The organism is Phycisphaerales bacterium (assembly GCA_016699835.1).
Taxonomy (GTDB): domain Bacteria; phylum Planctomycetota; class Phycisphaerae; order Phycisphaerales; family UBA1924.
In genome coordinates this window covers 2,650,581-2,665,504 of record CP064987.1, presented here as the reverse complement: position 1 = coordinate 2,665,504, position 14,924 = coordinate 2,650,581, and the positions used below count along the sequence as shown (strand labels likewise).

Genomic DNA, 14,924 nt, shown 5'->3' with positions numbered 1-14,924 from the left:
AGGGACTGTTGAGATCTCAGGGCGGGAGGGCTTCGGCGTTGAGGCGGCGGTAGAGACCATCACGGAGGTGGGGAACGTTGAAGTTGATGAGCAAGCCCAGAGGGAACTTGCCGGCGCGGAGGTAACTCACGAGTTGCGCCAGATGGAGGTCGGCGATCGATTCGACCGCCTTCAACTCAACGACGAGGACACCTTCGACCACCAGGTCGAGGCGGACCTCGCCGATGGATTCCTGGCCATATGCAACCGGCACAACAACTTGTCGATTCGCAACAACACCAGAACGAGCACACTCCAGCACGAGAGCGTTCTCGTACAACTTCTCGGGAAGACCAGGCCCAAGTTCCGTGTGCACGCGCATGGCCGCGCCGATCACGCGTCGGCTGAGCTCGTTCCACTCAGCGGGCACCACACGCCCGCTCCGAAGCGTGCGCACACCCTCAAAGGCCTCGATGTCCTGATTCCTAGTCATCACACTCCGCGCCAGAACAATCCATGATCATCAATTCAAATCACATCTTCCCCTTTGTCTTCCTCCTCACCCCTCCGCGTCCTCTGCGTTCTCCCGCTAGACCCCCGCCTTCACCGGCTCCGTCGGCGTCAACTGCACGATCTGACGCACGATCTCGTCCGGGTCAATCTTGTCGGCTTCAGCCTCGAAGTTCAGCAGCACGCGGTGACGCAGGCACATCGCCGCGATCGACTTGATGTCGGCGTATCCGACGTTGTAGCGACCCTCGATCATCGCCTTGACCTTGCCGCCAAGGAGCAGCGCCTGCGCCCCGCGCGGGCTCGCGCCGCAGCGGATGTACTTGTTTGTCACGCCCTCTGGTCCGCCGGCGGCCGTAGCCGTGCCGGGGTGCGTCGCGAGGACGAGCCGCGCGACATACTCCTTCACGTGCGGCGCCACGACCACGCCTCGCACGAGCGATTGCGCGCTCAGGATGCGTGAGCCGTCCATGACTCGCGAGGCGTCCGGGTTCGCGGCCCCTGTCGTGCGGTCGAGGATGGTCACGAGATCATCGAGTTTGCTGTACCCCACCACGATCTTGAAGATGAACCGGTCGAGTTGGGCCTCGGGAAGCGGATACGTCCCCTCCTGCTCGATCGGGTTCTGCGTCGCGAGCACGAGGAAGGGCTTCTCGAGCGCGTACGTCGTGCCGCCGACGGTCACGCTGCGTTCCTGCATCGCCTCGAGCAATGCCGACTGGGTCTTGGGCGTGGCGCGGTTGATCTCGTCGGCGAGCACGATCTGGGCGAAGATCGGACCTTTCTGGAACTCGAACTTCCGCCGGCCCGTGTCGGGATCTTCCATCACGATGTTCGTCCCCACGACGTCCGCGGGCATGAGGTCGGGCGTGAACTGAATGCGGCTGAACGGCAGGTGCAGCGTCTGCGCCAGCGTGCGCACAAGCAGCGTCTTGCCCAGCCCGGGCACGCCCTCGAGCAGCACGTTGCCACCCGCGAAGAGCGCGATCAGCACCGCCTCCACGACTTCACTATGCCCCACCACCACCTTCCCGATCTCGCCCTTGAGCGATTGGAAGGTCGTGCGGAACTCCTCGCACATCTGACGGACTTTGTCGGGGGATCCAATCTGTTGCTCGCTCATGCCTTCACTCCTGCGGCGTCACACGACTGTTCGTGTTCCTTGAGGTCGGGGTTCGTGATTCGTGATTCGTGATTCGTGATTCGTGATTCGTGATTCGTGATTCGTGATTCGTGATTCGTGATTCGTGATTCGTGATTCGTGATTCGTGATTCGTGATTCGTGATTCGTGATTCGTGATTCGTGATTCGTGGCCAATTGTCCAAAATAGGCAGATTCGTTCTAATCCTGCATGTCGTCCTGGGCCTTGCGCTTGGCCTTGAGCAGTCGGCTCATGCCCTCCGGGTCCGACGCGCCACCATCTTTCTGTGGCGACCTGGGCGTAGTGGGCGTTGGCCTCGCGTCGGCGCCGCCGAGCGCCACCTCGCCCGAGGTCTTCTTCGCCCGCTCGGGCGACGCCTCGAACTTCACCTTCGCCGCAGCCATCGCGCTCTCGGCAGCCCGGACCGACTCTCGCTCGGCCTGGGACATCTCGCGCGTCGACATCCGCTGCCGCGCCGTCGCCCGTGCGGCCTTCAAGGACGTGATCTGCTCGCCACTCTTCGCCGCGCCACGCCCCATCCCGCGACGCACCGCGCGAACCATTCCCGGAATATCGATCCGCACGCGTCGCACCGCGACATCCATGAGAAACACGCCCACGCCGATGAGCGCCAGCGCCAGCCAGATCGGGCGGAGCGCGACCGGCACGCGGAGACCCGCCTTCTCCCACACCGTGTCCTTCTGTGGATCGAACGTCAGCACCCGCCCGCCCGTGCTCTTGGCGACCTGGACCAGGAGCGCCGTGTTGTCGCGTGTCGCGCGATACTCGTCCGCAAAAGGTCGATTGATCGCGACCTGCAAACTCCCCTCCAGCGTCCCCTCGCCCATCGGGTTCGGCGCGACATAACGGATCCCCGCGACGTGTGTCCCCGCCTGCGACGTGGAGACCACGGCCTCGTACATCCCCGGACCCGTCTGCTTGAACTCCACCTCGGACGACTCCGACCCCTTGGGGCTCGCGATACGCCCGGCGAATCTCGCGAAGTCCAATCGCTCGCCATTCGAATCGAGCGCCTGCACGCGGATCACCGTCTCGTCGCCGCGCGACTCCGTCCACGCGCGCACGTTCGCACTCCCCGTCGGCCTCATCGCCCAGCGCGCGTGCTGCTCCCAGAATGAGCGGAAGTTCGACCACGAGACCCAGTCCGAGTTCCACCGCGTCGCCGCGTCCGACGTATACGCCACGACCTTGCCCAGACCGTGCTGCCACTGCGCCAGGATCGGATCGCCCTCCTTGGCCTTGATCGTCGTCAGCGCCAGCCCCTCGCGCTCTGCCGTCACCACCCACCCGCGGACGACCGGCACGCTCGAGATCCCGCGCAGCGTCTCCGAGATCCCCGCGAGCACCTTGGGCTGGAACCCGCCCGGATACTCCTGGATGAGCGAACGCCGCACCGTTTGCGCCTCCTTCACGAAGATCTGCGGCACCGTCGCGAGGGCGGCCTGAGTGTCCACGTGGTAGTGCCGTCCGCCTGTATACGTCGAGATGTACGCCATGCGGCTCGTGTCGCTCCCGCTGTGCGGAAAGACGCCGACCGTGCTGACCGTGATCTTCGCGTCGCGGAACTTGTCGAGCAGACTCGTGCCCGGCGTCTGCGGATCGCCATCGCTGATCATGATGACGTGTCGCTGCCCGGCATCAGTCTTGAAGAGCGCCTGATACGCCAACTCCAGCGATGGGGTGAAGTCGGGCATGTCGCCGAACTGCAGCGTCTGGATCGCCTGCTTCACGCGCGTGCCGTCGCCCACGAGAGACATGGGATACACCCACTCGACGCCCTGGTTCGTTCCCGGGCCCATCCCGCCGCGATACTCGTTGATGCCGACGTAATCCAGCCGAGAGAGCGCATCGACGGCCGACGAGGCCACCTTCTTCCCCCAGAAGACTCCCTGGGGCATCTCGATCGAGTGCATCACCAGCGCCAGCGCTCCCTTGGGCATCTGCCGCTTCTGCGGCGGGTCAAGCTTGACCGGCAGCGCATCCTCAAGCGGCGAGCCGATCCAGCCCCCGGCCCCGAACGACTGATCCCCCCCGATCATGATCAACCCGCCGCCGCTGTCGTGGACATACTGACGCAGGTCCTCCTGCTGGCGCTCGGAAAAGCTGTACGCCGGCTCGTTCATCAGCACGATCAGGTCATACCCGTTGAACTCCGTGAGCGTCTGCGGAGCCGCATCGGCGTGCACCACCTCCGTCTTGATCTCCGCCTCGCCCAGCGCCTTCAGGATCGGGGCCGCCGACGCGTCGTCCTCGGTGATCATCAGCACGCGCGCCTCACCCGCGACAAACGTCACCGTGCTCCCGACGTTGTTCTCCGGACGTGAATCGCCGACATACACGCCCGCCTGCTCATTGGGAAGGAACTTCGCCTCGAACTCCAGCGCCCCCTTCGCCATCGCGGGGATCGTCAACTGGCGCACGTTCGACCCCGCCTGGAGGTCGATCGGCACGCTGTTCCCAGGCTCGTCGCCGTTGAGATCCTGTTCCTGCCCGTTGACCAGGATCGCCAGTCGTCCGCTCGCGGGCTTGGTCGCATTGATCACGACGCGCAGCGACACCATCTCGCCCTCGCGAACGCTCCCCGGCGCCGCCAATCGCTCGACGATCACCTCGCTGTCGTACGAGAACTTCAGAGGCAGCACGTCCACCGGAATCTGCATCGCCTTGGCGAGTTCCGCGACCTTCAAGATGTTCCCGACCGTCTCGTTCCCGTCGCTCGCCACGATGATGCGATTCATCGCGTCGCTCGGCGCGATTGCCAGCGCCGACCGAAGCCCCCCGGCCAGATCCGTCGCGCTCGACTCGCCCACATACGAGAACCCGAAGTCGCGAGCCTTCAGGCTGGGCATCGCCTGCACCACCGGGTCCTTCGCCACCGTCACCAGCCCGAATCGCTCGTTCGACGGGTCCGCGTTCTGCAGCACCAGCCGTGTGTATGTCGTGACGTCCTCGCGAAGTTTTCCGGGCACGCTGTCGCTCGTGTCCAACACCAGCGTCGTCGCCACGTCCTTCGCCTCACGCCTCCACTGCGGCTCCGCCAGCGACATCCCGATCAGCGCGATCACCAGCAGCCGAACCACCAGCGACATCACCCGCGTCACCCGCCCCAGCCCCGACATGTTCACCGTCGCGATCACCACCGCGATCACGCCCAGCACCGGTATCAGGATCAGCCACCACGGACGATCGAACTGCAACGGCCCGAAATGGATCGACGCCAGCACCGACGCTCCAAGATGCAGTCCGCCCGGCATCAATGAGCACCTCCCGACGCGATCGCGCCGCGTCCAAAACGATCGTCTGCCGCCCGAACACCCTGCGGCAACTCATACACCGCCACGCGATCGTGCCCGGAGTCGAGCACATACGCCTCGCCCCCAATCGACGCGACCGCCCAGGGCATCGCAAGAAACTTGAGCCCCCGCCCACGCCCACCATACACACCCAGACACGCCCCAGTCCCGGGGTCGATCCGCTGCACACGGCAGTTCCCAAACTCCGACACCAGCACACTCCCGTCATCCAACAACTCAAGCCCATACGGATACGAGAACCTTCCCGGCTCCTCCCCCACCTCGCCCATGCTCCCGATAGTTCGCTCCACCGCGCCTTCCAGATCGGCCACAATGAGCCGGTGGTTGCACGCGTCGGCGATCACTAGCCGCTTCCGCGAGAGATCCAGCGCGAGAGACTGGGGTCGACTGAACGACAACACCTCTGCGTTCGGCTCTCCATCGCTCCGTCCGCCCAGCGTCCGCTCGCAGCGCCACGCCGTCGGGAGAGCCGCTTGCCGATCACTCGCCTCCGCGTCGCCGACCGTTGCAGCATCCGCCGGCACAAACACGCTGATCCGATCGTTCCCGCCATACTCGCTCACCCACAACCTCGCGACGCCACGTCCATCCTCCGTCGGCTCCACCGCGATATCCGTGGGATAGATGAATTGCCCCGGCCCCTCGCCATACTCCCCGAACCGCGTCACCAACTCAGGCTCCCGCCCCCGATCGCCAGTCGGTGCCCCCACGCGAAACACCATCACTCGGTGATAGTGCGTGTCGGCCACAAAGACGTACTCGTCCTCATCCTGCCCCGCCGGCGTCCACACCGTCACCCCCGTCGGCTTCCCCTTCTCCCACTCGGGCATCCGCCACGACACCACCGATGCCCCCGTCTGCCCATCGATCCGCTGCACCCGCGCGACCTTGTCGATCACCCACAGATCACGCCCATCGCTGTCCATGCACCGCGGATACGCGAACTGTCCGGGCGACAACCCCGTCTCCCCGAATGAACGCTCGATCCGCTCGTGCCGCTCCACATTTGTCGCGTTGTACGGCCCGGCCTTCCCCCCACAACCGCCCAACAACCCCACGACCAGCATTTGACCAACGATCGGCGCGCGCGACACCCACGTCCGCCCCGATCCCGTCCCACGAGCCTGTCCCGGCCTCGGCATGCCCAACATCCTACAGACTTCCAACCGAACGCGTTGCGACCCAATCCTCGATTCCTGGATCCAACTCTCTCCAGCCACTCCACCCAGAATCTGGACCAAGCACCTCCTTCGGATTCACAGGTCCCAACTTCCCGCCTTCCATAGACATGATCGTTCCCGCGGGTTCGCGCCGTCATGGCGCCTGCCTCGCTCGCGCCATCGTTCGTTCACGCCACGACCAGCCGACCAGCACCGACGCTGCCGCACCCAAAGCCAGGCTGGCACCGACGATGTGCACCGCGCTCGCCGCGAGATCGTCCATCCGCTGAAAGTGAAGGTATCCGAGCACCACGTGCGCCAATCCGCCGCTCCCCGCCGAGGGTTGCACCAGAATGGTTGTTTCAATCTCGTGACCACTCAGCACGCTTCCGAGCAGCCCCACCCCGATCAGCACGCCAATCGCTGGCCGGAATGATGCCCCCCACCACGCCGCAAGCGTCCCGCCCTCGCGCTCCAGGCGTCGCAGCGCCCTCAACTCCTTCGCTTCTGTCCGCCGCAGCGCCTCGCCCACCAGCATCGCCACAAAGCCGAACCGCGCGACGTGCGCGAGCACGATCATCGCATCCGACTCCATCACGCGGTCGCCCAGGAGATCCGCCCCGCGCCGCATCGCCGCCCCAACCAGCACGCCCGGCACCAGCCCCAGCACGAGCATCACGAACGTCACCACCGCCCGGAGCCACGCGGCTCCGCGACGCCGATCGTCCCCCACCACCCACGACGCCGTGCACACCAGCACCAGACACACGCCCACCCACGCCGAGATCGTGAGCGTCTGCCCGATCTCCCTGGCGTTCGCCTTTGCCACGCTCACGATCGGCGAGTAGGACTTCATGTCGCCCACCAGGAGGACCATCGGCCCCACCACGCCGACCAGCACCACACCAACCACGCCAAACTTCGCCCACTTCAGGCACGGGTGAGTACACACATTTCCATCGAGATCCGCGTCGGGCGCACCATCCGAGCCGTCCAGATGCAGCCGCCACGCCGCCACACCCGCACACACCGCCGCAATGAGCATGGTTGGCCACGCCGCGATCCAGCCATCTGCGCCCCCGGGATTTGTCGTCAACTCAAACCACACCTTGATCGCATACGTCGGCACGTCCGCCAGATGAAACGGCACCGCCGACCCCAGCATCACCAGCGACACAACCCCCACGCTCATCAACACGCCGGGAAACGCCAACCGCGCCACCACGCGTGCGCGCCCGATCGCCGCCACCATCCGGGCCCACAGTCGGCCCCGCCCCGCTCCATCAACGCTGCCGCCCGCACCTCCATCGACCGCAAGTTGCTCCAGCACACCTCCGCTCACGCGAGCCAGCCCGTTCCGCAATACAAGACTCGCGATCGCGCTCCCCCACACCGCAAGACTGATCGCCGCCAGCACTCGCCCCGCGAGAACCGGTGCCAACGGATACCCGTGCGTCGAGAGCCACTCCAGCCAGTCATACAGCGGCGTCCGAGGCCCGCGCAGCACGCCCCACCCCGCATACGCGATGTAGTTCGGCAACACCAACGGCAACACCACCAAACTCCACCACCACACACCCCCGCCACCCCTCCTCTTCCCATCCGACCATTTCGACAGCACCCACCCCCCCGGCAACCCCAACACCGTCGCCAGCACCCCAACGCCGAGAGCCCACCCCAGCGAACTCAAAAACAACGCAACGTCGCCGCCCTGAAACGTCCACGCCCCGGCGCCAGCGCCAGAGACGGCCTTCGCGCCCCACCCATGCCCCACCGCCCGCCCGATCCCCACCACCACCAGCCCCATCGGCACGAGTGAGAACACCAACACCACCACCCATGCCGCAACATGGATCGGCTCCACCCAACACACCCGCCCTATCCGAGTCGATCGGCTCGCCACGACGCACAGCGTACGTCCAACCCCACGACCACTCAGACCACATCCATGTATTGTGCTACGCCGAGAACAACAGCCACCACACGACCGAACTATTCAAACAGACCTCGAAGGCCTCATCCCCAAACGACATCGCCTCCGGACCATGTCCAGAGGCGATCTCGAAGTGCCCCCCGAAGGACTCGAACCTTCGACCCGCTGATTAAGAGTCAGCTGCTCTACCAACTGAGCTAGGGAGGCCAGATTGTTGGATCAGTGTCCGATCCGGCGGGACTATACGCCATTCTGCACGAAAAGTGAACATTCATCGAGGCCACGGGACGCCGAATCACTGGGGTGACTGTCGATCAAAGCCCGTCGCGGCCAACGGCGTTCAACGCAGGATCCAGCGCTGCTCCGTTCGCTCGATCGCGTCGTTCGCCCGCAACGCATCCAACGTTCCCGGCGGGTGATACCGGCTCATGTGCGTCTTGCGCAGCGTGATCTTCGTCGGCTTCTTGGTCTCCGGATCGATCACCTCGATGCTCCGTGTCTCGCCGCTGAATCCCGAGGCGTAGATCGTGAGTTCAGCCGCCGACGAGTTCTGCACCGGCCAGATCACGACGCCTTCCTTCGCGTTGGCCTCGCCCTGCGAGAGCACACCGAGGATCGAGATCTGGTCCTGGAGGAACTGGTTGTTCAGCATCGCAAGGACCTGCTTGGTCACGTCCGCGGGCACGTCCTTCCCCGATCGGATCGGCTCGGTCACGCCATCGGTCAGTTCGAAACTCGGGGCGAAGAGGACATCGTCCTTGGTGCCGTTCGTCACGGTGTATGTCAGGTAGTAGTACCGACGAATCTCCGTGCTCCCGCCCGGCGTCGTGACCGGCACCTGCACCAGACGCAGATCGCCCAGTTTCAGATTCAGTTGCCAACGCCGGGGCACCGGATCCGGCTCGGGAGCCATCGACGGGGCCGGCGAAGCCAGAAACGCCAGAGGCACCAAGGCGGCGATCGCCACCAGCACCGGAAGCAGCCAACCACAACGCGAGGACAAGCGTGAAGTACACATGCGTTAGCGTTCCAATCTTCGCGGATCAAGGTCCAAACTCGATCTCTTCACGCACAAAGCCCGAGTTCGGGCAGGCGCTCGTAGACCCGCAAGTCTACGGTCCATCGGCGACGCGTCAAACCTTCCCGTGTCCCCGGTTGATTCGCGTCACCCGATTTCAACCCAACAAACCCCACATCCCCGATATCACCCAGACCTCAGTATCACGTGACCTTGATACGCTCCCCAACGTATCGCTGATCCAACCGGCCCGCCCTTCTCCGAACCGTGTCATTCCAGTGACCCAAGCCATACCAACTCAACCAGGCTTCGCCGACGACGACCAGGACCGCCTGGCACCCGGCGTTAGGATCATCCAGGGCGACCGATTCCACGCCCTGCGGATCGCGCGTCGGCTTGTCGGGCAGCGTGTCCCGAACATCGACCAAGCCGCCCGCAATCTCGTCGCCTCCGCCCAGTCTCACAACATCGACTTCTCGCTCGCCTTCGCGAGTGTGCTCGGCTCCGACGACTCTGTTCCTGTTCGCCAGGTAGCCCTCGGCGTCCTCGGCGCGGGGCGGACGGCGATGACGTTCTTCTCCGAGCCAGGTCCGGGCGGTGACCCAGACGGCCCCGATGCCGCGTGTGCCGAGCGGTCGGCATGCATGCGGGCGCTCTGCGACCATGTGCGCCGCTCGCGCGCGCACGAGGCGGCGATCGCTCAAGCCCTTCCCGAGCCTGAGCACGATTGGGCCGTCACACCCTTGATCCGGTCCGGGTTCCAGTCGGTGGGCACGCTGCTCTACCTGCGACGCCAGCCGGGCACGCTCCCCGAGATTCGCCTCCCCGCGGGATCGGGCGTGCACGCGCGCGCGGTGGCGGACCTTCCTGGGCGCGATCGCGATCGGATTTTGATCGCCGCATTGGATGCGAGTTACGAGGGGACGCTCGATTGTCCGGAACTGTGCGGTCTCCGTTCGACTCGGGACATCCTCGAGTCGCACAAGGCCACGGGGTCGTTCGACCCCACGTCATGGTGGGTGTATGTCGTGGACCATCAGCCGGTGGGGTGCCTGCTGCTGAGCAAGAGTGCCGAGCATGGCACGATCGAGTTGGTGTACATGGGTCTCGGGTCTGCGTTGCGGGGTCGCGGGCTTGGGAAACCGTTACTCGTGGACGGTTTGCGTCGGATCTGCGGGCGGCATCCCGGCTTCGGGGTGGCGTGCGCGGTCGACGAGCGGAACACGCCGGCGCGAAAGGTGTACGAATCCCTTGGATTCACGGCGTTTGCGCGACGCCAGGCGTGGGTCTGTCCACTCTCGACTGAAACGCCTTGAGTGGCGACACCCGGTGCACACGAAGTTCTGCAAACGTGGACAACTTTTTTTTCGATTCGCTAAGTCTTGGAAAAGATGCTCACTGCGCTGCGCGGTGTCTGTGGCGATGGACACGCGGGGTTGCTCGGCGGTCCGACATGCACTATTTTTCACCCCACTCGAGTTCGCCACGATGATTTGTTCGGCGTCGTGACGAGTTCGAGTGCCACATCCGACCGAAGGACTCTGTGGCCAAACGGCAGAGGTGATGAGCCCCCGCCGAACGCTGTGGTTGCGTGCACGCTCGAATCTCCGAAGGGAGATCGACGCGTGCGGAATCCGAAAGACTGGATCGTCAGGGTGCACGCGGCGTGCACCCATTGCAAAGGGTGGTGGACGAATGACTCATGACAATCGACTGGTTCCACACCCGGCCTAAGCGGGATGTGGAGCACTCGCCGCGAGGTCATGCACGACTCGCGGAAGGTCAGGGAACGACCGACGAGGCGTCCGACGCGGGCACGACGCCCGGACGAGCCCGAGCGTGTTCGAGACTCTTCTCGATCACGCGACGACGGCGCATGCGTGGACGACTCGATGGGGGAAAGGATTCGCTCGGCAAGGGACTGCTCGGGATGGCGCTGAGGCGTGGAGCCTCTCGCCGTCGCCCCGCGTGGACTCGCGGGATCGGGCCCAGTGTGGAACACGAGGTTTGCGGTGACGATGGGCCGAACCTTTGCCGACGCACGGACAGGGATGGCGGCACACGACGTGCCGAACGCGTCAGAACGAGCGGGCGGGGACCGGGGCACGACGCGTGCTCCGTCCCCCGTCCCGTCCTCGCCAGCCCGCCAGGACGCCGACGAGCGTGTCCTGAGCGCCATCCGCGAGCACGTCGGGCAGGACCAGTTCGATCGATACTTCGGCGAGGGCACGAGCGCGACCGTCCGCGACTCGGCGCTTGAGATTGCCGTTCCGAATCAGACCGTTGCACGCCTCATCGAGAGGCGATTCGGGCGCACGCTCGCCGACGCCGCGGGGGTTCTCGGCTCGGGCGCGCCGAGCGAGGTGCGCATTCTGGTCGATCGCACGAACGCGCCGGCTCCCAGCGAGACGCCTGAGTCCCGCCCGGTTGCATCTCCGGCCCAACCCACACTCACTCACGTCCGCCCGAGGCGCACGCTGAGCGACCTGGGCGACAAGACCTTCCAGGGGTTCGTGGTCGGCCCGTCGAATCGCGTCGCGTTCGAGGCCTGCCGGCGCGTGGCCCAGGGCGATCGCGCCCTCCCCTGCGTCTTCATCCACGGCGGATGCGGCATGGGCAAGACCCACCTCCTCCGCGCCAGCACCAGAGCCTTCACAGAGTCGCACCACGGCGCGAGAATCCGCTACGTGACGGCCGAGGAGTTCACCAACGAGTTCGTCGAGGCGCTCCGCACCAGCAAGGTGGATTCATTCCGCAAGGCCTACCGCCGACTCGACCTGCTCTGCATCGACGACGTCCACTTCTTCGCGAGCAAGGAGGCAACGCAGAGCGAACTCCTGCACACGCTCGACGCGATCGCCGGCACCGGGGCGCGCCTCATCCTCGCGAGCGACGAGCACCCCAAGGACCTCCGCAAGATCAGCAAGCACCTCGCCAGCCGTTTCTCGGCCGGTCCCGTCGTGAAGATCGATCCGCTCGATGACACGACTCGACGCGACGTCATCCGCCACCTGGCGCACCTCCGCGGGCTCTCGCTCACCGACGACGCGGTGGGCGTGATGGCGAGCCTCGCCGCCCAGGCCTGCAACCGTCACGGCGAGCCGGCCTCGGTCCGCGACATCGAGGGAATGATCGTCCAGACCATCGCGACGCGGAACGTGCTGGGCAGCAGCGCCGAAGAGATCAGCGATGCGGGGCTTGTCCGCCGGGCGCTCCAGGGCACGCGCGACTCGGGCGCCAGCAGACCTCGTCGCCCCATCGCCCCGGATCTCATCATCGCCGAGACGTGCGCGCTGCTCCGCGTGGAGCGCGCCGAGTTCGTCGGCAAGGGCCGCCACAAGCGCGTGGTGATGGCCCGGGCGCTCGTGGCGCGACTCGCCCGCGAACTGACCACGCTGAGTTACCCCGAGATCGCCCGAGCGATGGGACGTCCTAACCACTCGACGATCATCACCGCGTGCAAGAAACTCGCGGGCGACCTGGAGTCGTCGCCACCGCTCACGCTGGTCGATGAGGTCGCGCTGGGTCTCTCGCCCGAGGCCAGAGCGACCACGCTCCCCGAACTCATGGACGCCGCACGCCGGCGCGTCGTGGCGAAGGCGCGGTAGACTCGCGCGGACGCTCGTTGCTTTCGAGAAGGGTGCGCACGCGCAGCACCTCCGCGATCGACCACGCCTGGGCCATGCACCCGTCGCCACGGCGTGGGCGACTCGGCGTCGAGTCCGCGTCGTAGACCTCGCAGAGTTGCAGCACGCTCGGCGGCGTCTCGCGCCCGCGACCAAGCAACTCACGCTCGAGCGGCTCGATCGCCGACGCCGCCTCGTGGCGAGCCATGGGCGAGAAGCAGCCGGCCCGCAACACCGCCTCGCCATACGCCCCGATGAGCCAGGGCCAGACCGTCCCGTTGTGATACGCCGCGTCACGATCAAAGAGCGGGCCCTCGAACCGCGGCTTGTACTTCGGATCCTGGGGCGAGAGCGTGCGAAGGCCCATCGGCGTCAACAGATGCTCGCGAACACACGCGACGACGCCCTGACGCTGCGTCTGGGTGAGTGGCACACCGGAGAGGGCCGCCGCGAAGATCTGGTTCGGACGGATCTCTGTCGATCGTGTCTCGTCGCCGCCGCGTGTCGGCGTGAGGGCGTCGATGAGACAACGACGTTGGTGATCCCAGAACTTTGCGAGGAAGGACTCGCCCGCGCGATCCGCCCACGCGTTCAACTTCTCCGATCCCTTGCGTTCGAGCGATCCGAGCAGCGACGCGACGCGCCGAAGCCCCGAGATCCACAGGGCGTTGATCTCCACGGGCTTCCCCCATCGCGGCGTGAAGACCACGCCGTTACGCTTCGCGTCCATCCACGTCAGTTGCGTCGTCGCGTCGCCCGCGCTCACGAGACCATCGGCGGGATCGACGCCGATCGAGAAGCGCGTGCCCCGCGAGTACGACTCGATGATGTCGAGGCAGGCGTCGAGGATCTCGCCACGCACCACGTCGTGCCCGCCCGGCGTCTGGGCGAGGTCGCACGCGGCCTGGAGGAACCACAGCGACGCGTCCACGGTGTTGTACTCGGCCTCGCCGCTCCCGTTATCGAAGCAGTTGGGGATCAGTCCGTCGCGGCGCAAGTGGGCGAAGGCGAGGAGGCACTCGCGCGCCTCGTCGAGGCGTCCGGTGCTAATGAGCAGCCCGCGGAGCGCGATCATCGTGTCGCGCCCCCAGTCGCTGAACCACGGATACCCCGCGATGATCGACGAGACCTCGCCCTGGTCGCGTTCGACACGCCGCACAACGAACTGATCCGCGGCGAGCACGAGCGCGCGACGCTCGAGACTCGTGGCCTGCGCCAGGCGAACAAGCGTGCGGGTGCGTGCCGCGTTCGAGGCCACGACCTGATCGAATGTCGGCGGCTCGTCTTCGTCGCACCAGGCGGCGACCTCGATGATCGGCGCATGCGGATCGGCGTGCCCGCGCCCGCCGCCGCACTCCGCGACGAAGACGCCCGGACAGAGCAATGACTCCCGCCCCGGCATCCCCCGCTCGAGATCCTTGCGATACTCAAAGTCCTTCCACACGTGGACCTCGGGACGAAGCCTGGGCGGCGCCAGTGCTCGCCGATCCTCGCGCGAGGATTTCACCATCACACGCACGCGCTCGGCCCCGGCATCCACAACCAACTCGCGATCGCTCTCGACGCCCACGGTGTATCTCTCCGCCTCGAGCACGCCGCCGAGCAACTCGTGGAAGTCACGCAGCGCCACCAACGGGCGGAGTTCCAGCCACGCCCGGCGGTTGGGCGCGGTGATGGTGTACCGGAGCACGCACGCGTTGCGTCCATGCGCGAGCGCCAGTTCCTTGCGGATCGTCACTCCCGACTCGCGACCGCCGGGGCGATACTCCCAGCGGACCACGCCCGGCTCCATCGAGAAGCGCACGAGCGCCGGGTTCACGGTCGTGGCCGACGCCGGCATGCTCGCCCAGCGGAACGACGACAGTGACTCCCGCCGGAGCGCGACGCAGCCGTTCCCGCCCTGAGCCTCCAGAACGACGACCTCATCCACCGCCGACAGGGCGACTACGCGTCCCACCGGCGGCTTTGTCGCCGCGATCAGCAAGGCGTGATACCGCCGCTCGGGCGTTGCGGAGACGGTCCCCATCGCGAACCCGCCCAGGCTGTTGGTGAGCACCCACTCGCTCCGGGCCCACTCTCGCAGCGTCCGACCGCGCAGGGAGACCTCGGCCAGGGGGTTCGGTTGGGGATCGATCGAGGCGTCATGCTGCATGCACGAACCCATCGGCTCCCTCCCCCACTCCCGCTTGAACCACACGCGATTTCACGAGAATTCGCTCGC

General features: G+C 66.0%; 9 protein-coding genes and 1 tRNA gene. 2 read left to right on the top strand and 8 right to left on the bottom strand.

Annotation, left to right across the window (positions count from 1 at the left end):
- Positions 1–16: 16 nt before the first annotated feature.
- The 7 genes from IPK69_10985 to IPK69_10955 form a co-directional block, all read right to left on the bottom strand.
- Positions 17–472, bottom strand: a complete 456-nt coding sequence (locus IPK69_10985; protein ID QQS08503.1) for a GxxExxY protein — start codon at positions 470–472, stop codon at positions 17–19.
- A 96-nt stretch (positions 473–568) separates the two neighbouring features.
- Positions 569–1,570: a MoxR family ATPase gene (locus IPK69_10980; protein QQS10472.1), complete on the bottom strand. Its 1,002-nt coding sequence runs from the start codon at positions 1,568–1,570 to the stop codon at positions 569–571.
- 261 nt (positions 1,571–1,831) lie between these two features.
- The gene (locus IPK69_10975; GenBank protein QQS08502.1) at positions 1,832–4,906 is read right to left on the bottom strand and encodes a VWA domain-containing protein; all 3,075 of its coding nucleotides are present in this window, start codon (positions 4,904–4,906) and stop codon (positions 1,832–1,834) included.
- Positions 4,906–6,108, bottom strand: a complete 1,203-nt coding sequence (locus tag IPK69_10970; protein QQS08501.1) for a hypothetical protein — start codon at positions 6,106–6,108, stop codon at positions 4,906–4,908. Before IPK69_10970 ends, IPK69_10975 begins: the two co-directional genes overlap by 1 nt.
- A 172-nt stretch (positions 6,109–6,280) precedes the next feature.
- On the bottom strand, positions 6,281–7,951 hold the full coding sequence (locus IPK69_10965) for a hypothetical protein (protein ID QQS08500.1): 1,671 nt from the start codon (positions 7,949–7,951) through the stop codon (positions 6,281–6,283).
- Between the two features lie 242 nt (positions 7,952–8,193).
- Positions 8,194–8,266, bottom strand: a tRNA-Lys gene (locus IPK69_10960).
- Between the two features lie 133 nt (positions 8,267–8,399).
- Complete coding sequence (locus tag IPK69_10955; GenBank protein ID QQS08499.1) at positions 8,400–9,032, bottom strand: hypothetical protein; 633 nt, start codon at positions 9,030–9,032, stop codon at positions 8,400–8,402.
- Between the two features lie 323 nt (positions 9,033–9,355).
- Between IPK69_10955 and IPK69_10950 the strand changes: the two genes are divergently transcribed.
- Both IPK69_10950 and IPK69_10945 read left to right on the top strand, forming a co-directional pair.
- Positions 9,356–10,393 carry a GNAT family N-acetyltransferase gene (locus IPK69_10950; GenBank protein QQS08498.1) on the top strand — a complete coding sequence of 346 codons (1,038 nt, stop codon included), beginning with the start codon at positions 9,356–9,358 and terminating at the stop codon, positions 10,391–10,393.
- A gap of 696 nt (positions 10,394–11,089) precedes the next feature.
- The gene (locus IPK69_10945; GenBank protein ID QQS08497.1) at positions 11,090–12,685 is read left to right on the top strand and encodes an ATP-binding protein; all 1,596 of its coding nucleotides are present in this window, start codon (positions 11,090–11,092) and stop codon (positions 12,683–12,685) included.
- Here IPK69_10945 and IPK69_10940 read toward each other — a convergent pair.
- Positions 12,642–14,855, bottom strand: coding sequence for a glycogen debranching enzyme family protein (locus IPK69_10940; protein ID QQS08496.1), 2,214 nt, complete (start codon positions 14,853–14,855; stop codon positions 12,642–12,644). The genes IPK69_10945 and IPK69_10940 overlap by 44 nt on opposite strands.
- Positions 14,856–14,924 lie beyond the last annotated feature (69 nt).